Origin of the sequence: Marinicella rhabdoformis (assembly GCF_009671245.1) — a bacterium.
GTDB classification, from domain to species: Bacteria; Pseudomonadota; Gammaproteobacteria; order Xanthomonadales; family Marinicellaceae; genus Marinicella; species Marinicella rhabdoformis.
In genome coordinates this window covers 480,614-498,419 of record NZ_VTFS01000003.1, presented here as the reverse complement: position 1 = coordinate 498,419, position 17,806 = coordinate 480,614, and the positions used below count along the sequence as shown (strand labels likewise).

The window sequence follows — 17,806 nt, the reverse complement described above, 5'->3', positions numbered from 1 at the left end:
AAATGTCTAGAAAGAAAAGTAATTTTAAACGTGAAGTGCTGCCTGATCCAAAATTCGGAAGTGAGTTGATCAGTAAGTACATCAATATGGTTATGGAAAGCGGCAAGAAATCTGTTGCTGAAAAAATCGTATACGGTGCGATGGAAAAAATCGCTGAAAAAGAAAAGGGTGATGTGGTTGAGGTAACTCAAGCTGCTTTGGAAAAGGTTAAGCCAATGGTTGAGGTTAAATCTCGCCGAGTTGGTGGTGCCACTTACCAAGTGCCAGTAGAAGTTCGTCCACGTCGTCAAATGGCTTTGGCTATGCGTTGGACTATTGAGGCTGCTCGCAAACGTGGTGAAGCTAATATGCCAGCTAAACTTGCTGCTGAAATGTTGGATGCTTTGCACGATCGTGGCGCGGCCATGAAGCGTCGTGAAGAAGTTCACAGAATGGCAGAAGCCAATAAAGCATTTGCACATTACCGTTGGTAATCAGCTAGGAAGGACTTTGAAGTGGGCCGTAAAACACCTATCGAAAAATATCGAAATATCGGTATTATGGCCCACATCGATGCTGGCAAAACAACCACAACCGAACGTGTGTTGTTTTACACAGGCATCTCTCACAAGATAGGTGAAGTACATGATGGCAATGCCACCATGGACTGGATGGAACAAGAGCAGGAACGAGGCATTACTATTACCTCTGCTGCAACCACCTGCTTTTGGCAGGGGATGGATAAACAATTTGACGAACATCGCATCAACATCATTGATACGCCAGGTCACGTTGACTTCACCATTGAAGTTGAAAGGTCTTTGCGGGTACTTGATGGGGCTGTAGCTGTTTTCTGCGCCGTTGGCGGTGTGGAGCCACAATCTGAAACTGTGTGGCGTCAAGCTGATAAGTACCAAGTGCCTAGGTTGGCATTTGTAAACAAGATGGATCGTGCGGGCGCTGATTTTGAGCGTGTTGTAGATCAAATTAATAAGCGACTGGGTGCCAAAGCGGTGCCTTTACAGGTCGCTATTGGTGCAGAAGAAGATTTTAAAGGTGTTGTTGATCTTTTAAGAATGAAGGCGATTTACTGGAATGAGGATGATATGGGCTTTACCTATCGTCTTGAAGATATTCCTGTTGAGCTGGAAGATGAATGCCTTTTGGCCAGAGAGTCTATGGTTGAAGCTGCGGCAGAAGCCAATGAAGACTTGATGGATAAATACTTGGAAGAAGGCGAGTTAACTCGTGATGAAATTGTCCAAGGTCTTCGCCAAGGCACAATCAACAATGAGTTGGTTTGTTGTTTGTGTGGTTCTGCATTTAAAAACAAAGGTGTTCAAGCCATGCTGGATATGGTTGTTGAACTGATGCCTGCACCTACAGATGTTCCTGCTATTACAGGTGTTTTGGATGATGCGGCAGAAACACCTGCGCAAAGGCGGTCATCTGATGACGAGCCTTTTGCTGCGTTGGCATTTAAAATTGCCACAGATCCGTTTGTCGGGAGTTTGACATTTTTTAGGGTTTATTCAGGTGTCGTAAAGTCCGGTGATATGGTTTACAACCCGATCAAAGGCAAAAAAGAGCGGTTGGGGCGTTTATTGCAAATGCATTCAAACTCTCGAGAAGAAATTAAAGAAGTACGGGCCGGTGACATTGCGGCGGCAGTAGGGTTTAAAGACGTCACGACAGGTGACACCCTGTGTGATGCCAGTCATGTCATAACGCTGGAAAAAATGGAGTTTCCTGAGCCCGTGATTTCAGTGGCTGTTGAGCCCAGGACGGCAGGTGATCAAGATAAAATGTCAGCGGCTTTGGCTAAGTTGGCACAAGAAGATCCTTCATTTCAGGTTTCGACTGATGAAGAATCTGCCCAAACCATTATATCTGGAATGGGCGAGCTGCATTTAGAAATTCTTGTCGACAGAATGAAGCGAGAATTTAAAGTGGATGCCAATGTGGGTAATCCACAGGTTTCATACAGAGAAACCATTCTCCAGGCTGTTGAACAAGAAGGTAAGTTCATCAGACAGTCGGGCGGTAAAGGCCAGTATGGTCATGTAAAGATTAAAATAGAGCCCATGGAACAGGGGTTTGGTTATGAATTTGTCAATAACATAAAAGACGGTGTTATTCCTAAAGAATACATCGACCCAGTTGATAAGGGCATTCAAGAACAAATGGAAAGCGGTGTGCTTGCAGGATATCCCATGGTGGATTGCAGGGTGACGCTTTTCGATGGATCATTTCATGAGGTGGATTCCAATGAAATGGCATTTAGGGTTGCAGGGTCTATGGCTTTCAGAGAGGGTGCGCGAAACGCAAAGCCGGTCTTGTTGGAGCCGGTAATGAAGGTTGAAATCATTACACCTGAAGAATATATGGGCGAAGTTGTAGGCGATATTAATCGCAAACGCGGTACCCTAGATGGAATGGATGAGTCGCCTTCAGGTAAAGTGATTCGATGTGAAATTCCATTGTCTGAGATGTTTGGTTATTCCACGGCACTCAGGTCCGCCACACAAGGGCGAGCGAACTACGCGATGGAGTTCAGTCATTACAGTCAGGCGCCAGACGCCGTGTTGGCGGAATTAACAGGATATTAATAATTAAGTTTAAGAGACAACTATGTCAAAAGAAAAATTTGAACGCAATAAGCCCCATGTAAACGTGGGCACAATTGGTCACGTTGACCATGGTAAAACAACCTTGACTGCAGCGATCACAAAAGTTGCTGCTGAAAAACAAGGCGGCGAATTTAAAGATTACGATCAAATCGATAACGCGCCAGAAGAAAGAGAGCGTGGTATTACGATTTCTACAGCGCACGTTGAGTACGAAACTGATGACCGTCACTACGCGCATGTAGATTGTCCAGGCCATGCTGATTATGTTAAAAACATGATTACTGGTGCGGCACAAATGGACGGCGCGATTTTGGTAGTATCAGCTGCTGATGGCCCAATGCCACAAACTCGTGAGCACATCTTGTTGGCTCGTCAGGTTGGCGTACCTTACATTGTTGTATTCTTAAACAAATGTGACCAAGTTGATGACGAAGAGTTGTTAGAGTTGGTTGAAATGGAAGTTCGTGAGTTGTTGAATGACTACGAGTTCCCTGGTGATGACACGCCATTGGTAATGGGTTCTGCTTTGAAAGCATTGGAAGGCGATACTTCTGACATCGGTGCACCAGCTGTATTGAAGTTGTTAGAAGAGATGGATGCCTACATTCCTACGCCAGAGCGTGAGACTGATAAGCCATTCTTGATGCCTATCGAAGATATTTTCTCAATTTCAGGTCGTGGTACTGTTGTAACTGGCCGTATTGAAACTGGTGTTGTAAACGTTGGTGAAGAGATTGAAATCGTTGGTATCCGTGACACAACTGTTACTACATGTACAGGTGTTGAGATGTTCCGTAAGTTGCTAGATTCAGGTGAAGCTGGCGATAACGTGGGTGTTTTGTTGCGTGGAACGAAAAGAGATGATGTTGAGCGTGGACAAGTACTAGCAAAACCGGGTACAATTACGCCCCACACAAAATTCGAAGCAGAAGTGTACGTGTTGAGCAAAGATGAAGGTGGTCGTCACACACCATTCTTTAAAGGCTACCGTCCACAGTTCTACTTCAGAACAACTGACGTAACTGGCGCTTGTGAATTACCAGAAGGTGTAGAAATGGTAATGCCTGGTGACAACGTTAAGATGGTTGTTGAATTAATTGCACCGATTGCGATGGATGAAGGTTTACGCTTCGCTATTCGTGAAGGTGGCCGTACAGTAGGTGCGGGTGTTGTAGCAAAAATTATTGAATAATTAAACTTGTAAATAGCAGCGGCGAAAAGCCGCTGCTTTTTAATTAGAGGCAAATTAACATGGCTGGTCAGAAAATCAGAATAAGACTCAAAGCGTTTGATCATAAATTAATTGATCAATCAGCAGGAAGAATCGTCGATACGGCAAAAAGAACTGGTGCTCAGGTAAGAGGTCCTATCCCTTTACCTACAAAGAAAGAGCGTTACACCGTTTTGACGTCTCCACATGTAAACAAGGACGCACGTGACCAATATGAGATTCGTACTCATAAAAGATTGGTTGATATTGTAGATCCTAACGACAAAACAGTTGACGCGTTAATGAAACTGGACTTGTCTGCAGGCGTTGATGTTCAAATTCAGTTGAACTAAGGAGAAGCATCATGTCATTAGGTATTATCGGAAAAAAAGTTGGAATGACACGCATCTTTAATGACAAAGGTGAGTCTGTACCAGTTACTGTTATCAATGTAGAGCCCAATGTTGTGGCTCAAGTCAAAACAGTAGATACTGACGGTTACAATGCCGTTCAGGTTACTACAGGTGCCAAAAAAGCATCTAAAGTCACTGCGCCAGCTGCTGGACACTTCAAAAAAGCAGGTGTTGAAGCAGGTGCAATTGTTAAAGAATTCAGAACTGAAGAATCTTTCAATGCAGGTGACGTACTGGAATTGACCATGTTTGAAAGTGGTCAAAAAGTCCGCGTTACTGGTCAGTCAAAAGGTAAAGGTTTCCAAGGTGTAATCAAGCGTTATAACTTCGCAATGCAAGATGCCACTCATGGTAACTCTTTGTCTCACAGGGCGCCAGGTTCTATTGGTCAATGTCAAACTCCAGGTCGTGTATTCAAAGGCAAAAAAATGTCTGGACACATGGGTGCAGAGCAGGTCACTACTAAGAACTTAGAAGTGGTTAGGGTTGATACAGAGAACAGCTTGTTATTAATCAAAGGTGCAGTACCTGGTGCTAAAACAGGCACTGTGGTTGTACGCCCTTTAGCTTAAACGGATGACGGAGAATTATTGTGGAACTGAATATATCAGGTAAAAAACAAAAAGTTGACCTTTCAGAATCTGTTTTTGGAAAAGACTATTCTGAAGCCTTGGTACACCAAGTGGTTACTTCATACTTGGCTACTGGCCGTGCTGGTACTAAAGCACAAAAAAATCGTTCAGCAGTGAGCGGTGGTGGTGCCAAACCTTGGAAACAAAAAGGAACTGGTCGTGCCAGAGCCGGTACTTCACGAAGCCCAATTTGGGTTGGTGGTGGTCGCACTTTTGCTGCACAACCTCGTGACTTTACTAAAAAAGTTAATACTAAAATGTACCGAGCTGCGATGAAAGCCATTCTTTCAGAAATGGTTCGCAACGATCGTTTGGTTATTGTTGACGCTTTGGATACTGCCAACGGCAAAACCAAAGAAGGTCTGGACATGCTAAGTAAGCATGACGTGACTAAAGCATGCTTGGTGACTAATGAGCCAAGTGAAAACTTATTGCGTTCAACGAACAACATCCCACATATCTATGTGACTAATGTTTACGGATTAAATCCTGTAGATTTGGTTTACTCAGAAAAAGTGGTATTTACTGTTGACGCAGTTAAACAAGTTGAGGAGTGGTTGTCATGAGTTTAAACAATTTATACACAACTATTTTGGCACCTGTGATTTCTGAGAAATCAAACCGTGTTGGTGAGTTGTCTAACCAATATGTGTTTAAAGTGGCCAAATCGGCAAATAAAGAGCAGATCAAAACAGCCGTAGAAAAATTGTTCAAAGTGAACGTTGAAAACGTGTCTGTTATGAATGTGAAAGGTAAAACCAAAAGCTTCAAAATGAAGGCCGGTAAAAGACCAGACTGGAAAAAAGCGTATGTGCGCATCCAAGCTGATCAAATGATCGACTTCGGTACGAAAGCTGAGTAATTGGGAGAATTATCATGGCATTATCAGTATTAAAACCAACTTCTCCAGGTCGCCGCGGTACGGTTCGAGTTAAAAGAACTGGCTTGTACAAAGGCAGACCTGAAGCCAGCTTGATTGAGAAAAAGTCAAAATCTGGCGGTCGTAATAACAACGGCAGAATCACCACTCGTCACAGAGGTGGTGGACACAAACAACATTATAGAATCATTGATTTCAAGCGAAACAAAGACGACATCGTAGGTAATGTAACTCGAATCGAATATGATCCGAATCGCAGTGCATACATCGCTTTGTTAACTTACACAGATGGTGAAAAAAGATACATTCTTGCGCCCAAAGGTTTAGAGCCTGGGATGACAGTAGTATCTGGAACCTCTGTAGGAATCAAAGTGGGCAATACTTTACCTTTGGATAATATCCCTGTAGGTTCAGTTGTTCACAACGTAGAAATGAAACCTGGTAAAGGCGGCCAAATGGCTCGTTCAGCCGGTACCTCAGTTCGTTTGGTTGCAAAAGAAGGTGCATATGCCACTTTGCGTTTGCGTTCAGGCGAAATGAGAAAAGTCCCAGCTAAATGTCGTGCGACACTGGGCACTGTTTCTAACTCAGAGCATAACCTTGAGAAAATCGGTAAAGCCGGTGCCACTCGTTGGAGAGGTATTCGTCCAACCGTTCGAGGTGTTGCAATGAATCCAGTTGACCATCCACATGGTGGTGGTGAAGGAAGGACCTCTGGTGGTCGTCACCCTGTAACTCCTTGGGGTGTACCTACTAAAGGACATAAAACGCGTAAGAACAAGCGAACTGATAAGTTCATCGTTCGTCGCAGAAACAAGAAATAAGGTAACTTAGTATGCCAAGATCGCTAAAGAAAGGGCCTTTTGTAGACCTCCACTTGATTAAAAAAGTAGAGAAGGCCGTAGAAGAAAACAGTAAGAAGCCAATTAAAACATGGTCAAGAAGGTCTATGATCTTACCTGACATGGTTGGATTGACTTTGGCTGTACACAACGGAAAACAGCACATACCAGTACTCGTTTCGGAAGAAATGGTTGGTCACAAGCTGGGTGAATTTTCACCAACTCGTACATTCAGGTCACACATTGCTGACAAGAAAGCTAAAGGTAAGAGATGATGGAAGTAGTAGCTAAATATAGAAGAGCCAATATTTCGGCTCAAAAAGTCCGATTGGTTGCAGACCAAGTTCGTGGCATGAACGTTGAACAAGCTGAACAGCTGTTAACTTTCAGCCCGAAAAAAGCCGCCCACATCGTTAAAAAAGCATTGATGAGCGCTGTTGCAAATGCAGAGCACAACAATGGTTTAGATGTTGATGAATTGTACGTAAGTGCTATCTTTGTTGACGAAGGTCCTACCCTGAAAAGAGGAAGAGCCAGAGCCAAAGGTAGAGGTACGCAAATCTTGAAAAGAACCAGCCACATCACTGTAAAAGTGGCTGAAGCATCGTAAGGGCAGAGTTATGGGTCAAAAAGTACATCCAATAGGAATTAGACTGGGCATTTCGAAAACACACAATTCGAAATGGTATGCCGAGAAGGGTCAGTTCGCTGATCAATTGATTAAAGACATCAAAGTAAGAACATACTTGCAAGACAAGTTGAAGCATGCTTCGGTATCTAAAATTGAAATCGAGCGCCCTGCAAAGAACGCCAGAGTAACCATCCACACAGCCAGACCTGGTATCGTGATTGGTAAAAAAGGTGAAGACATTGAAGTGTTGAAAAACGAAGTGTCAAAAATGATGGGCTTACCAACGCACATCAGCGTAAACGAAATCAGAAAGCCAGAATTGGACGCCTTATTGGTTGCCCAAGGTATTGCTTCACAGTTGGAACGTCGTATCATGTTCCGTCGCGCCATGAAGCGCGCTGTAGGGAATGCCATGAGATTAGGTGCTCTGGGTATTCGTGTTGCAGTTGCTGGTCGTTTGAATGGCGCAGAAATCGCACGTACGGAATGGTATCGTGAAGGTCAAGTGCCTTTGCATACATTGCGTGCTGACATCGATTATGCGACATATAAAGCACACACAACATATGGCGTTATCGGAATCAAAGTATGGATTTATAAAGGTGAAGTTTTCGATTTAGAAAAATACACCCAAGAATCTGAAAAGAAAACGAACAAAAAATCTCGAGGTAAAAAATAATGTTACAGCCGAAGAGAACTAAATTCAGAAAATATCAAAAAGGCCGTAACCGCGGTTTATCACACGGTGGTAACAAAGTGAGTTTCGGTGATTTTGGATTGAAAGCCACTACACGTGGTTTGTTAACCGCACGTCAGATCGAAGCCGGTCGTCGTGCCATTACAAGACACGTGAAAAGGGGTGGTAAATTATGGATTCGTGTGTTTCCTGACAAACCAATCACAGCCAAGCCAATTGAGGTGAGGATGGGTAAAGGTAAAGGTAATATCGATCATTGGGCCGCTGCTATTAAGCCAGGTCGAGTGATTTATGAAATCCAAGGTGTATCAGAAGAAATGGCTCGTGACGCTTTTGAAAAAGCCGGTGCTAAATTTCCTGTACAAACAACATTCATTAAACGTACGGTGATGTAAATGCAAGCTAAAGAATTAAAAACTAAAAATTTGGCTGAGTTGCAAGACGAATTGAACAAATTGTTACAACAACAATTCGACTTAAGAATGGCCAGAGGCAACGGTCAATTGACCAAAATGCATTTATTGCGTGACGTTCGCAGATCAATCGCGCGCGTTAGAACCGTAATGAATCAAGTTAAAGGATAATGTCATGAGTACAGAAAATAAAGTACAGAAAACAAAAAGTGGCGTGGTCACAAGTGACAAGATGGATCGTACTGTAACAGTGATGATTGAACGTAAAATCAAGCATCCTTTGTATAAAAAGTATATTAAGAAATCTACTAAAGTACATGCAGACGACCCTGAAAACAAATGTCAAGAAGGCGATTTGGTAAAAATCGTAGAGTGCAGACCCATTTCTAAGACCAAGTCTTGGAAAGTTGTGGAAATTGTAGAAACAGCTAAATAAGAGGTACTGACAATGATACAAATGCAATCAAGATTATCAGCTGCTGACAATTCAGGCGCAAAAGAAGTCCAGTGTATTAAGGTACTGGGTGGTTCTAAGCGTCGTTACGCTGGTATCGGAGACGTAATTAAAGTCTCTGTTAAACAAGCCATTCCTCGCGGAAAGGTTAAAAAAGGTGAAGTTTACAACGCCGTTATCGTAAGAACCCGTAAGGGTGTTCGTCGCGGTGATGGTTCATTGATTCGTTTCGACGGTAATGCCGTTGTGATGTTGAATGCCAAACTTGAGCCTATCGGTACCCGTATCTTTGGCCCCGTAACACGTGAGCTAAGATCAGGTAATTTCATGAAAATCATTTCGCTCGCGCCGGAAGTTTTGTAAGGAATTAATTATGAACAGATTAAGAACAGGTGATGAAGTCATCGTTATAGCCGGTCGCAGTAAAGGTCAAAAAGGTAAATTGTTGAAAATTTTATCTGACGGCCGTTTGTTGGTTGATAACGTGAACTTGGTCAAAAAGCACGTTAAACCTAACCCGCAAATTGACGAAAAAGGTGGTATCAAAACTAAAGAAGCGCCAATTCAGCCTTCTAACGTTATGTTATACAACCCAGCCTCAGACAAGGGCGAGCGAGTTGGATTTAAAGTCTTAGAGAACGGCCGTAAGGTTCGTGTATTTAAGTCTAACGGTGAACAAGTAGACGCTTAAGAGAGTAAACATGGCCAGATTAGAAAAATATTATAAAGATGAAGTAGTACCAAAACTGCTTGAATCCGGCAAGTTCGCCAATGTAATGGAAGTGCCTAAAATCACTAAAATTACTGTGAACATGGGCGTCGGTGAAGCTGTTGGTAACAAAAAAGTTCTTGACCATGCCACAGGTGACATGGCTAAGATAACAGGGCAACGACCCATCATCACTCATGCGAAGAAATCAGTAGCTGGTTTCAAAATTCGTGACGGGTGGCCGATCGGTTGTAAAGTGACATTGCGCAGACACAAAATGTATGAGTTTTTGGACCGTTTAGTAAGCGTTTCATTACCTCGAGTACGTGACTTCCGTGGTTTGAATCCAAAATCATTCGACGGTCGCGGTAACTACTCAATGGGTGTTAAAGAGCAGATCATCTTCCCAGAAATCGAATACGATAAAATTGATACATTGCGCGGTATGGATATCACCATTACCACCAATGCTCGTAACGATGAGGAAGCGCGTATGTTGCTTGATGAGTTTGATTTTCCATTCAAAGGTAGGTAATAAAAATGGCTAAAGAATCAATGGTCCAACGTGACCTGAAAAGAAAAAGAATCGTAGCAAAGTACGCAGAGAAACGAGCCGCATTGAAAAAAATTATTGCCGATCCAAATACGTCTTTTGAAGACATGATGGCAGCGCAAGAAGGCTTACAGAAATTACCACGCAACGCCTCTCCTTCGAGAGTCCGTAAGCGTTGTCAAATTTCAGGTAGACCACGTGGTTATTACAATAAATTTGGTTTGAGCAAAACCCAATTTCGTGAAGCTGCAATGCGCGGTGACATTCCTGGCTTGAAAAAAGCCAGTTGGTAAACGAGAGATAGATTATGAGTATTAGTGATCCAATTTCTGATATGATTTGTAGCATCAAAAATGCACAAGCAGTCAGTAAAGAAAGTACTGCCACGCCCGCTTCAAAAGTTAAAAAAGGTATTTTGGCAGTTTTGCAACAAGAAGGTTACATCCGATCTTACGAAATGATTGAGAAGGAAGGACATCCTTTCATTAAAATCAATATCAAATATTACAGAAATCAACCTGTAATTGAAATGATAAAAAGAGTAAGTAAACCAGGTTTAAGACAATATCGCGGCAAAGATGATTTGCCACGTGTTGACGCTGGTTTCGGTACAGCCATTGTATCAACATCAAAAGGCATCATGACCGACAAAGCAGCACGTGTTGCTCAAGTTGGTGGTGAAGTACTTTGTGTAATTAAGTAATCGGGAGATATAGCATGTCAAGAATTGCAAAACAACCGATCACATTGGCCGCTAACATCAATATTGATGTTCAAGGTCATTCAGTAAAAGTCAAAGGTCCTAAGGGCGAAATGACTTTAGAATTACACCCAACTGTAAATGTTGATCATAAAGACAACGAATTGAACATCAACCCAGTGAATGAAACATCTTGGGCTATGGCAGGTACTATGCGTGCATTGTTAGCCAATGTTGTTGAAGGCGTGACGAACGGTTTCAATAAAAAGCTGCAATTGGTAGGTGTTGGTTATCGTGTGGCCATGAAAGGTAAAGATTTAGACTTGAACTTGGGTTTTTCACACCCAGTTGTTTACTCTGCACCAGATGGCATCACGTTTGAAACGCCATCGAACACTGAGATTGTTGTTAACGGTATTGATAAACAACAAGTTGGTCAAGTCGCTGCAGAGATTAGAGCCATCAGACCACCTGAGCCATACAAAGGTAAAGGTGTTAAATATGCTGATGAAAGATTGTATAGAAAAGAGGCCAAGAAAGCGTAAAGCTTCTGAGATAAGACTATGCACAAGAAAAATGAAACAAGAATTAAAAGAGCAACCAAAACCAGAAAAAAACTGCGTGAATTGGCTGTACCTGCTTTGTCTATTCACAAAACAGGTCAACATTTATACGCACAAATTTTCTCTGGTGACGGCACAACCACATTGGTTTCAGCGTCAACCTTAGACAAAGGTTTAGTTGAAGATGGTGCTTCTCGCACCAACCAAGATGCAGCGAAAGCTGTTGGTGCTGCCATTGCTAAGAAAGCACAAGAGGCTGGCATTGAAGCAGTAGGTTTCGATAGATCAGGTTATGTTTACCACGGTAAAGTGAAAGCCTTGGCTGAAGCTGCTCGTGAAGCTGGGTTGAAATTCTGATGAACGACAAGAGAAAAAATATGTCAGACAAAGAGCAAGGTGATAACCTGTTAGAACGTTTGGTTGCGGTTAACCGTGTTGCTAAAGTAGTTAAAGGTGGTAGACAATTTGGTTTTGCTGCTTTGACTGTTGTTGGTGACGGCAGTGGTAAAATTGGATTTGGTTACGGCAAAGCGAAAGAAGTGCCAGTGGCGATTCAAAAAGCCATGGACCAAGCCAGACGTAACATTGTACAGGTGGACTTAAAAGGCAGCACATTGTGGCATGCCACTAAAGCCAAGCACTCAGGTTCACGTGTTTACATGCAACCTGCATCTGAAGGTACTGGTGTAATTGCCGGTGGTGCGATGCGTGCTGTATTTGATGTGGTAGGTGTAGAGAACGTTTTGGCTAAGTCTCAAGGTTCTAACAACCCAATCAACTTAGTAAGAGCAACCATCAAAGGTCTGCAAAACATGACTTCGCCTGACAGCATTGCTGCCAAGCGTGGTAAAACTGTTGAGGAGGTAATGGAAAATCATGGCTAAATCACAAAAAGTTGGTCAAGTAAAAGTGACACAAATCAAAAGTACCAACAAATCTTTGGCTAACCACAAAGCCTGTGTCAGAGGCCTGGGAATCAGAAAAATGCATCAATCACGTATTGTAGATGCAACTCCTGAGAACATGGGTATGATTAACAAAGCGATTCATCTACTAAAAGTAGAAGAAGTCAAATAAGCGTAGGTAAAGACTATGAAATTAAATACGATTAAACCAGCTGAAGGCGCCACTAAAGCACGTAAACGTGTTGGTCGTGGTATCGGTTCTGGCTTGGGTAAAACCTGTGGTCGTGGTCACAAAGGTCAAAAATCACGTTCAGGCGGCTTTCATAAAGTTGGTTTTGAGGGTGGACAATTGCCGATCCACAAAAGATTGCCTAAATTCGGTTTCACTTCAAGAATGGCTGAAACCCGTGCTGAAATCTGTTTGTACCAATTTGGTTCTATGGATGCCAGTGACATCGACGTTAACTACTTAATCGAAAATGGTTATGTTAAGCGTGGTGTTACTAAAGTCAAAGTGATCAATACAGGTAACATTGAAAAAGCGGTTAACTTGAAAGGTTTGGTTGTCACCAAAGGTGCCCAAGAAGCCATCGAGAAAGCAGGCGGGAAAGTAGAATAATATGTCAACAAGACAAGAGCAAGTAGAAAAATTACTCGGTAACAAGAAAGGCTTTGGTGAACTTAAAAGTCGAATATTGTTTGTTATAGGTGCTTTGATTGTCTATAGAATGGGTACTTTTCTACCTGTTCCTGGCGTCAATCCAAAAGTATTGGCTGACTTGTTGCAACAAAACTCAGGCGGTATCTTAGACATGTTTAACATGTTCTCAGGTGGCGCCTTGGGTCGTTATTCCATCTTTGCCTTGGGTGTCATGCCCTACATCACCGCTTCTATTATCATGCAAATTTTGGGCCATACGGTACCGACATTGCGTGAAATGAAGAAAGAAGGTGAGACAGGTAAACGTAAAATCACACAATATACTCGATACTTTACTATTGTTTTAGCGGCTTTCCAGTCATATGGAATCTCTTTCTCGCTGATGCAATTAGGTGCTGTAGGTAATGTGCCTGTAGTTCCTATGCCTGGTTTTGGCTTTTTGTTTACAGCTACAGTGTCTTTGACCGGTGGTACCATGTTCTTGATGTGGTTGGGTGAACAAATCACTGAACGAGGCATCGGTAACGGTATATCACTTTTGATTTTTGCAGGTATTGTTGTTGGTTTACCAGGTGCTGTGTATTCAGTATTTACTTCTATTGCAGAAGGACAAATGAATGCATTGGTTGGTTTGCTGCTGTTGGTCATTTCTTTGGGTGTTACCGCATTTATTGTGTTCGTTGAACGCGGTCAAAGAAGAATAACCATGCAGTTTGCAAGACGTGGTGGAAGACAAGCAACCCAAGCGCAAACTTCATACTTACCATTGAAAGTGAATATGTCTGGTGTGATACCAGTGATCTTTGCTTCATCATTGGTGTTATTGCCCAGTTCTATTGCCAGCTTTGCAGGTCAAAATGAAGGTTTTGGTTGGTTGCAAGATTTAGCAGCTCAACTGTCACCAGGCAATACCTTATATATGGTGTTGTTTGGAACTTTGATTGTATTCTTTGCGTATTTTTATACGGCTTTGACATTCAATTCGGATGAAACGGCTGACAATTTGAAAAAACAAAGTGCTGTTATTCCAGGTATCAGGCCAGGTAAACAAACTTCTGCCTATTTAGATGGTGTATTGAATCGCGTCACATTTTGGGGTTCTTTATACTTGTTGGGTGTCAGTTTGATGCCTGACCTGATCAGAGGATTTGTATCTGTACCTTTTGCTTTGGGCGGTACATCGCTGTTGATTGTTGTGGTAGTTGCTATGGATTTCATGGCTCAACTACAAAATCATTTGGTATCACAACAGTACGATTCGGTCATGAAAAAATCGAATATTAAGAATTACAGACGATCATCTAAGATTCGTCGATAAAAGAATTTATATTTGAGAATTTGATTCAATGCCATCCTTTTAAAAAGTGATGGCATTGTTTTGTTCAATGATATATAATCTGCGCCCTTTGCTAAGGGCAATGGACAAAAAGCAGGTGCTTTTTGTTGAGTTTTCACCGAAGTTTTGCACATGATTTATCATGTTAAAGACTTCAAAAGAGGAATTTGGAGAAAAAAATGGCTCGTATTGCGGGTGTAAATATACCAGTGCATAAACATGCGTGGATTGGTTTGACCAGCATCTATGGTGTTGGAAGAACTCGTGCGTATGCAATATGCGACAGTGCCGGCGTTGATCCGTCACACAAAGTTGGTCAATTAGATGAGGCTGACTTAGATAAATTGCGTTCAGAAGTGGCAAAATTCACTGTTGAAGGTGACTTACGTAGAGAAGTAGCTATGGACATCAAACGTTTGATGGACTTAGGTTGTTATCGTGGTTTGCGTCACAGAAGAGGCTTGCCTGTTCGTGGTCAAAAAACCAAGAACAACGCAAGAACGCGTAAAGGTCCTAAAAAACCAATTAAACGTTAAAACATATTGATTCATTGCTTCGTCAATGCGTCATAGATAGAGAATGTAAAATGGCAAGACCACAAAAAACAAAAAAGAAAATCAAAAGAACTGTTGTTGACGGAATCGCGCACGTACACGCGTCTTTCAACAATACCATCATCACGATCACTGACAGACAAGGTAATGGTTTGTCGTGGGCAACGGCTGGTGGGTCTGGGTTTAGAGGTTCAAGAAAGAGTACTCCTTTTGCTGCACAGGTTGCAGCTGATCGCGCTGGCCAAGTAGCCAAAGATTATGGGATGAAAAATGTTGAAGTTCGTATTAAAGGTCCAGGTCCAGGAAGAGAATCTTCTGTCAGAGCATTGAATGCCCTCGGATTTAGGGTGACTAATATCATTGATATTACCCCAATTCCTCACAATGGTTGTCGTCCACCTAAAAAACGTAGGGTGTAAGGAGAAGAATAATGGCTAGATATTTAGGTCCAAAATGTAAATTGGCACGTCGTGAAGGCGTCGATTTAATGACAAAAAGCCCAGCTCGCGCTATGGAAACCAAGTGTAAACTTGAAGTTGCTCCAGGTCAGCACGGTGCTGCAGGTAAAAGAAACAAGCCTTCTGATTATGCTTTACAGTTACGCGAAAAACAAAAAGTTCGTCGTACTTATGGTGTATTAGAAAAGCAATTTGTTAACTACTACAAGAAAGCTGCTAAACAAAAAGGCGCCACAGGCGAAAATTTGTTGAAATTGTTGGAATCACGTTTAGATAACGTGGTTTACCGCATGGGCTTTGGCGTAACCAGAAATGAAGCACGCCAATTGGTGAGCCACAAATCAATTTTGGTTAATGGTAAATTATGTAACATCCCTTCTTACCAAGTGAAAGCGGGTGATGAAATTGAAATTCGTGAAAAATCTAAAACACAATTAAGAATCAAACAAGCCTTAGAACTATGGGGCGAAATGAACTTATTTGCGGACTGGGTTTCTGTTGATGCTGCCAAAATGACAGGTCAATTTAAATCAGTTCCAACACGTGAAGATTTGCCAGCTGACATCAACGAAAACTTGATTGTAGAGCTATACTCGAAGTAATCCACTTTTTAAGGAGGTTTATATGTCTGACATATTAGCTAAATTATTGCGTCCCAGAGTTGTTGAAGTAGACGAACGCTCTGAACACAGCGCAAAAATAATCATAGAACCTTTGGAAAGGGGTTTTGGACATACTCTGGGTAATGCTTTTCGTCGCATTTTATTGTCTTCAATTCCAGGTTGTGCTGTAACTGAAGTCAATATTGACGGAGTACAACACGAATTCTCAGCACTGGAAGGTGTTCAAGAAGACGTGGTTGAGATTTTATTGAACCTGAAAACCTTGTCATTCATGATGCCAGATCGTGATGAAGCAGAGTTGATGATCAATGTTTCAAAAGCCGGTGTTGTTACTGCTGCCGATATCCAATTGGCAGACGGTGTTGAAGTTGCCAACCCTGAACAAGTGATTTGTCACTTAGACAAGAATGCAAGCATTACGATGCGCATGAAAGTCGAAAAGGGTGTGGGATATGTACCATCTGTTAACCGTGTTGAGCAAGAAGACGTACGTCCTATTGGTCAATTGTTATTGGATGCCAGTTTTTGTCCTGTAAAACGTGTTGCCTACGATGTTGATAATGCGCGTTTACACCAAAAAACCAACTTAGATAAACTGATCTTAGATATAGATACTGATGGTTCTATTTCAGCTGAAGATGCCGTACGCACAGCGGCCCGCATCTTGGTTGAACAAATGGCTATCTTCATTGACTTCAAGATTGAAACCACTGTTGAAGAAAAAGAAGAGGAAGAAAAATTGAATCCGATTCTTTTGAAACCAATTGATGAGTTGGAATTAACTGTCCGTTCTGCGAACTGCTTAAAAGCAGAGAACATTCAATACATCGGTGATTTGATTCAACGAACTGAAGTTGAATTGTTGAAAACACCTAATTTGGGTAAAAAATCGTTGAACGAAATCAAAAGTGTACTCTCTGAAATGGGCTTGACCTTGGGTGTACGTTTAGAAAATTGGCCGCCAGCTGCTATTCGCACTGCTGAGCGTCTTATCGGATAAAGGACAAGAACATGCGTCACAGAAAATCAGGTAGAAAATTAAATAGAAACTCTTCGCACAGAAAAGCGATGTTTAAAAACATGGCAGCTTCTTTGTTCGAGCATGAGTTAATCAAAACAACCGTACCAAAAGCAAAAGAGCTGCGTAAATCAGCTGAGCGTTTAATCACTTTGTCTAAAGTTGACTCAGTGGCTAACCGTCGTTTGGCTTTTGCACGATTGAGAAATGATGAAATCGTCAATAAATTGTTCACAGAGTTGGGTCCACGTTACCTAGAGCGTCCAGGTGGTTACTTGCGTATCTTGAAGTGTGGTTTCCGTGCTGGTGACAATGCACCAATGGCTTATGTTGAATTGGTAGATCGTCCTATCAAAAAGGCAAAAGCAGATGATGCTGAATAATTAAAGCTTCAAACTTTGATGAAAAAAACCCGGTCTTTTGATCGGGTTTTTTTTTGAATTAAATACATATTATTGCTAAAGAAATAATAAACCAAATATAACAATGTGCTGTTAGCAGTTGATTTATATCAATGCCAATTCACCACATATACCGTATTATAAATACATGATTTATTAACTTAAGGAAATACTATGTTTGGAGAAAGACACGATTTACATCATGATTTTCCAGAGTTTGAGAACGAGATACGTGAATTAAAAATGCGAAATAAACACTTTGCTAGATTTTTTAATGAATACGACGAATTAAGCCATGAAATGACCAGAATTCAACAAGGGATAGAAACTCCATCTGATGATTTTGTAGAGTCACTAAAGAAAAAGCGGTTATTTTTGAAAGATGAGTTGTATTTCATGATTTTAAAATATAAACGGAAAGAGAATAAAAAGGCCATAAAGGCAGAAAAAAAACGACTCAAAGAAAAACATAAAAAATAACCAATCTTTAAGGCTGTTTATAAGCAGCTTTTAGTTGCATCAAAAAGCTTAAATTGACACCTAA

Annotated in this window: 31 protein-coding genes; all 31 read left to right on the top strand. The window is 41.7% G+C overall.

Translation table 11 applies throughout. The annotated features are described in order from the left end of the window. Positions 1–2: 2 nt before the first annotated feature. Positions 3–473: a 30S ribosomal protein S7 gene (rpsG, locus tag FET73_RS10060; RefSeq protein ID WP_154223810.1), complete on the top strand. Its 471-nt coding sequence runs from the start codon at positions 3–5 to the stop codon at positions 471–473. Positions 474–494: 21 nt separating this feature from the next. Beyond that, positions 495–2,588, top strand: a complete 2,094-nt coding sequence (gene fusA, locus FET73_RS10055; protein WP_179952214.1) for an elongation factor G — start codon at positions 495–497, stop codon at positions 2,586–2,588. Between the two features lie 22 nt (positions 2,589–2,610). After that, the gene (gene tuf, locus FET73_RS10050; protein ID WP_154223809.1) at positions 2,611–3,801 is read left to right on the top strand and encodes an elongation factor Tu; all 1,191 of its coding nucleotides are present in this window, start codon (positions 2,611–2,613) and stop codon (positions 3,799–3,801) included. A 59-nt stretch (positions 3,802–3,860) separates the two neighbouring features. Further along, positions 3,861–4,172, top strand: coding sequence for a 30S ribosomal protein S10 (gene rpsJ, locus FET73_RS10045; RefSeq protein ID WP_154223808.1), 312 nt, complete (start codon positions 3,861–3,863; stop codon positions 4,170–4,172). An 11-nt stretch (positions 4,173–4,183) separates the two neighbouring features. After that, complete coding sequence (gene rplC / locus FET73_RS10040; RefSeq protein WP_154223807.1) at positions 4,184–4,804, top strand: 50S ribosomal protein L3; 621 nt, start codon at positions 4,184–4,186, stop codon at positions 4,802–4,804. 20 nt (positions 4,805–4,824) lie between these two features. Next, positions 4,825–5,430: a 50S ribosomal protein L4 gene (gene rplD, locus FET73_RS10035; protein WP_179952213.1), complete on the top strand. Its 606-nt coding sequence runs from the start codon at positions 4,825–4,827 to the stop codon at positions 5,428–5,430. After that, the gene (gene rplW / locus FET73_RS10030) at positions 5,427–5,726 is read left to right on the top strand and encodes a 50S ribosomal protein L23 (RefSeq protein ID WP_154223806.1); all 300 of its coding nucleotides are present in this window, start codon (positions 5,427–5,429) and stop codon (positions 5,724–5,726) included. Before rplD ends, rplW begins: the two co-directional genes overlap by 4 nt. A 14-nt stretch (positions 5,727–5,740) precedes the next feature. Then, positions 5,741–6,568, top strand: coding sequence for a 50S ribosomal protein L2 (gene rplB / locus FET73_RS10025; protein WP_154223805.1), 828 nt, complete (start codon positions 5,741–5,743; stop codon positions 6,566–6,568). Between the two features lie 11 nt (positions 6,569–6,579). After that, on the top strand, positions 6,580–6,861 hold the full coding sequence (rpsS, locus tag FET73_RS10020; RefSeq protein ID WP_154223804.1) for a 30S ribosomal protein S19: 282 nt from the start codon (positions 6,580–6,582) through the stop codon (positions 6,859–6,861). Beyond that, a complete protein-coding gene (gene rplV, locus FET73_RS10015) occupies positions 6,861–7,196 on the top strand; it encodes a 50S ribosomal protein L22 (RefSeq protein WP_154223927.1) in 336 nt (111 codons plus the stop codon). The genes rpsS and rplV overlap by 1 nt, the downstream gene beginning before the upstream one ends. A gap of 10 nt (positions 7,197–7,206) precedes the next feature. Beyond that, positions 7,207–7,896 (top strand): 30S ribosomal protein S3, encoded by a 690-nt coding sequence (gene rpsC, locus FET73_RS10010; RefSeq protein ID WP_154223803.1) that lies wholly within the window; start codon positions 7,207–7,209, stop codon positions 7,894–7,896. After that, the gene (gene rplP / locus FET73_RS10005; RefSeq protein ID WP_154223802.1) at positions 7,896–8,309 is read left to right on the top strand and encodes a 50S ribosomal protein L16; all 414 of its coding nucleotides are present in this window, start codon (positions 7,896–7,898) and stop codon (positions 8,307–8,309) included. Before rpsC ends, rplP begins: the two co-directional genes overlap by 1 nt. Beyond that, on the top strand, positions 8,310–8,498 hold the full coding sequence (gene rpmC, locus FET73_RS10000; protein WP_154223801.1) for a 50S ribosomal protein L29: 189 nt from the start codon (positions 8,310–8,312) through the stop codon (positions 8,496–8,498). 4 nt (positions 8,499–8,502) lie between these two features. After that, positions 8,503–8,763, top strand: a complete 261-nt coding sequence (rpsQ, locus tag FET73_RS09995) for a 30S ribosomal protein S17 (protein ID WP_154223800.1) — start codon at positions 8,503–8,505, stop codon at positions 8,761–8,763. Between the two features lie 12 nt (positions 8,764–8,775). After that, on the top strand, positions 8,776–9,144 hold the full coding sequence (gene rplN, locus FET73_RS09990; protein ID WP_154223799.1) for a 50S ribosomal protein L14: 369 nt from the start codon (positions 8,776–8,778) through the stop codon (positions 9,142–9,144). Between the two features lie 7 nt (positions 9,145–9,151). Beyond that, on the top strand, positions 9,152–9,472 hold the full coding sequence (gene rplX / locus FET73_RS09985; protein ID WP_484502572.1) for a 50S ribosomal protein L24: 321 nt from the start codon (positions 9,152–9,154) through the stop codon (positions 9,470–9,472). 10 nt (positions 9,473–9,482) lie between these two features. Next, on the top strand, positions 9,483–10,025 hold the full coding sequence (gene rplE, locus FET73_RS09980; RefSeq protein WP_154223797.1) for a 50S ribosomal protein L5: 543 nt from the start codon (positions 9,483–9,485) through the stop codon (positions 10,023–10,025). Between the two features lie 5 nt (positions 10,026–10,030). Next, complete coding sequence (rpsN, locus tag FET73_RS09975; protein ID WP_154223796.1) at positions 10,031–10,336, top strand: 30S ribosomal protein S14; 306 nt, start codon at positions 10,031–10,033, stop codon at positions 10,334–10,336. A 14-nt stretch (positions 10,337–10,350) separates the two neighbouring features. Then, positions 10,351–10,746: a 30S ribosomal protein S8 gene (gene rpsH / locus FET73_RS09970; protein WP_154223795.1), complete on the top strand. Its 396-nt coding sequence runs from the start codon at positions 10,351–10,353 to the stop codon at positions 10,744–10,746. A 14-nt stretch (positions 10,747–10,760) separates the two neighbouring features. Continuing rightward, entirely contained in the window at positions 10,761–11,288 is a 528-nt protein-coding gene (gene rplF / locus FET73_RS09965; protein ID WP_154223794.1) for a 50S ribosomal protein L6, read from the top strand. 18 nt (positions 11,289–11,306) lie between these two features. After that, complete coding sequence (rplR, locus tag FET73_RS09960) at positions 11,307–11,663, top strand: 50S ribosomal protein L18 (protein ID WP_154223793.1); 357 nt, start codon at positions 11,307–11,309, stop codon at positions 11,661–11,663. Beyond that, positions 11,663–12,190, top strand: coding sequence for a 30S ribosomal protein S5 (gene rpsE / locus FET73_RS09955; protein WP_154223792.1), 528 nt, complete (start codon positions 11,663–11,665; stop codon positions 12,188–12,190). Before rplR ends, rpsE begins: the two co-directional genes overlap by 1 nt. Beyond that, entirely contained in the window at positions 12,183–12,383 is a 201-nt protein-coding gene (rpmD, locus tag FET73_RS09950) for a 50S ribosomal protein L30 (protein WP_154223791.1), read from the top strand. The genes rpsE and rpmD overlap by 8 nt, the downstream gene beginning before the upstream one ends. A gap of 15 nt (positions 12,384–12,398) precedes the next feature. Beyond that, complete coding sequence (rplO, locus tag FET73_RS09945; RefSeq protein ID WP_154223790.1) at positions 12,399–12,830, top strand: 50S ribosomal protein L15; 432 nt, start codon at positions 12,399–12,401, stop codon at positions 12,828–12,830. Between the two features lies 1 nt (position 12,831). Beyond that, a complete protein-coding gene (gene secY, locus FET73_RS09940) occupies positions 12,832–14,190 on the top strand; it encodes a preprotein translocase subunit SecY (protein ID WP_154223789.1) in 1,359 nt (452 codons plus the stop codon). Between the two features lie 197 nt (positions 14,191–14,387). Then, positions 14,388–14,744, top strand: coding sequence for a 30S ribosomal protein S13 (gene rpsM / locus FET73_RS09935; protein WP_154223788.1), 357 nt, complete (start codon positions 14,388–14,390; stop codon positions 14,742–14,744). 50 nt (positions 14,745–14,794) lie between these two features. Next, the gene (rpsK, locus tag FET73_RS09930; protein ID WP_154223787.1) at positions 14,795–15,181 is read left to right on the top strand and encodes a 30S ribosomal protein S11; all 387 of its coding nucleotides are present in this window, start codon (positions 14,795–14,797) and stop codon (positions 15,179–15,181) included. An 11-nt stretch (positions 15,182–15,192) separates the two neighbouring features. Further along, the gene (gene rpsD, locus FET73_RS09925; RefSeq protein WP_154223786.1) at positions 15,193–15,822 is read left to right on the top strand and encodes a 30S ribosomal protein S4; all 630 of its coding nucleotides are present in this window, start codon (positions 15,193–15,195) and stop codon (positions 15,820–15,822) included. A gap of 22 nt (positions 15,823–15,844) precedes the next feature. Further along, positions 15,845–16,843 (top strand): DNA-directed RNA polymerase subunit alpha, encoded by a 999-nt coding sequence (locus FET73_RS09920; RefSeq protein WP_154223785.1) that lies wholly within the window; start codon positions 15,845–15,847, stop codon positions 16,841–16,843. A gap of 11 nt (positions 16,844–16,854) precedes the next feature. Next, positions 16,855–17,244, top strand: a complete 390-nt coding sequence (gene rplQ, locus FET73_RS09915) for a 50S ribosomal protein L17 (protein ID WP_154223784.1) — start codon at positions 16,855–16,857, stop codon at positions 17,242–17,244. 192 nt (positions 17,245–17,436) lie between these two features. Continuing rightward, positions 17,437–17,742 carry an HP1242/YdcH family protein gene (locus tag FET73_RS09910; protein WP_154223783.1) on the top strand — a complete coding sequence of 102 codons (306 nt, stop codon included), beginning with the start codon at positions 17,437–17,439 and terminating at the stop codon, positions 17,740–17,742. Positions 17,743–17,806: the final 64 nt, after the last annotated feature.

Coding starts and splice junctions, on each gene's coding strand:
- rplE (WP_154223797.1), top strand. CDS start 9,483: ATGGCCAGATTAGAAAAATATTATAAAGATGAAGTAGTACCAAAACTG.
- rplF (WP_154223794.1), top strand. CDS start 10,761: ATGTCAAGAATTGCAAAACAACCGATCACATTGGCCGCTAACATCAAT.
- rpsE (WP_154223792.1), top strand. CDS start 11,663: ATGAACGACAAGAGAAAAAATATGTCAGACAAAGAGCAAGGTGATAAC.
- rplO (WP_154223790.1), top strand. CDS start 12,399: ATGAAATTAAATACGATTAAACCAGCTGAAGGCGCCACTAAAGCACGT.
- rpmC (WP_154223801.1), top strand. CDS start 8,310: ATGCAAGCTAAAGAATTAAAAACTAAAAATTTGGCTGAGTTGCAAGAC.
- rplV (WP_154223927.1), top strand. CDS start 6,861: ATGGAAGTAGTAGCTAAATATAGAAGAGCCAATATTTCGGCTCAAAAA.
- FET73_RS09910 (WP_154223783.1), top strand. CDS start 17,437: ATGTTTGGAGAAAGACACGATTTACATCATGATTTTCCAGAGTTTGAG.
- rplC (WP_154223807.1), top strand. CDS start 4,184: ATGTCATTAGGTATTATCGGAAAAAAAGTTGGAATGACACGCATCTTT.
- rpsG (WP_154223810.1), top strand. CDS start 3: ATGTCTAGAAAGAAAAGTAATTTTAAACGTGAAGTGCTGCCTGATCCA.
- secY (WP_154223789.1), top strand. CDS start 12,832: ATGTCAACAAGACAAGAGCAAGTAGAAAAATTACTCGGTAACAAGAAA.
- rpsJ (WP_154223808.1), top strand. CDS start 3,861: ATGGCTGGTCAGAAAATCAGAATAAGACTCAAAGCGTTTGATCATAAA.
- rplP (WP_154223802.1), top strand. CDS start 7,896: ATGTTACAGCCGAAGAGAACTAAATTCAGAAAATATCAAAAAGGCCGT.
- rpsC (WP_154223803.1), top strand. CDS start 7,207: ATGGGTCAAAAAGTACATCCAATAGGAATTAGACTGGGCATTTCGAAA.
- rplQ (WP_154223784.1), top strand. CDS start 16,855: ATGCGTCACAGAAAATCAGGTAGAAAATTAAATAGAAACTCTTCGCAC.
- rpsN (WP_154223796.1), top strand. CDS start 10,031: ATGGCTAAAGAATCAATGGTCCAACGTGACCTGAAAAGAAAAAGAATC.
- rpsQ (WP_154223800.1), top strand. CDS start 8,503: ATGAGTACAGAAAATAAAGTACAGAAAACAAAAAGTGGCGTGGTCACA.
- rpsS (WP_154223804.1), top strand. CDS start 6,580: ATGCCAAGATCGCTAAAGAAAGGGCCTTTTGTAGACCTCCACTTGATT.
- rplB (WP_154223805.1), top strand. CDS start 5,741: ATGGCATTATCAGTATTAAAACCAACTTCTCCAGGTCGCCGCGGTACG.
- rplW (WP_154223806.1), top strand. CDS start 5,427: ATGAGTTTAAACAATTTATACACAACTATTTTGGCACCTGTGATTTCT.
- rplN (WP_154223799.1), top strand. CDS start 8,776: ATGATACAAATGCAATCAAGATTATCAGCTGCTGACAATTCAGGCGCA.
- rplR (WP_154223793.1), top strand. CDS start 11,307: ATGCACAAGAAAAATGAAACAAGAATTAAAAGAGCAACCAAAACCAGA.
- rpsK (WP_154223787.1), top strand. CDS start 14,795: ATGGCAAGACCACAAAAAACAAAAAAGAAAATCAAAAGAACTGTTGTT.
- rpsM (WP_154223788.1), top strand. CDS start 14,388: ATGGCTCGTATTGCGGGTGTAAATATACCAGTGCATAAACATGCGTGG.
- FET73_RS09920 (WP_154223785.1), top strand. CDS start 15,845: ATGTCTGACATATTAGCTAAATTATTGCGTCCCAGAGTTGTTGAAGTA.
- rpsD (WP_154223786.1), top strand. CDS start 15,193: ATGGCTAGATATTTAGGTCCAAAATGTAAATTGGCACGTCGTGAAGGC.
- tuf (WP_154223809.1), top strand. CDS start 2,611: ATGTCAAAAGAAAAATTTGAACGCAATAAGCCCCATGTAAACGTGGGC.
- rpmD (WP_154223791.1), top strand. CDS start 12,183: ATGGCTAAATCACAAAAAGTTGGTCAAGTAAAAGTGACACAAATCAAA.
- rpsH (WP_154223795.1), top strand. CDS start 10,351: ATGAGTATTAGTGATCCAATTTCTGATATGATTTGTAGCATCAAAAAT.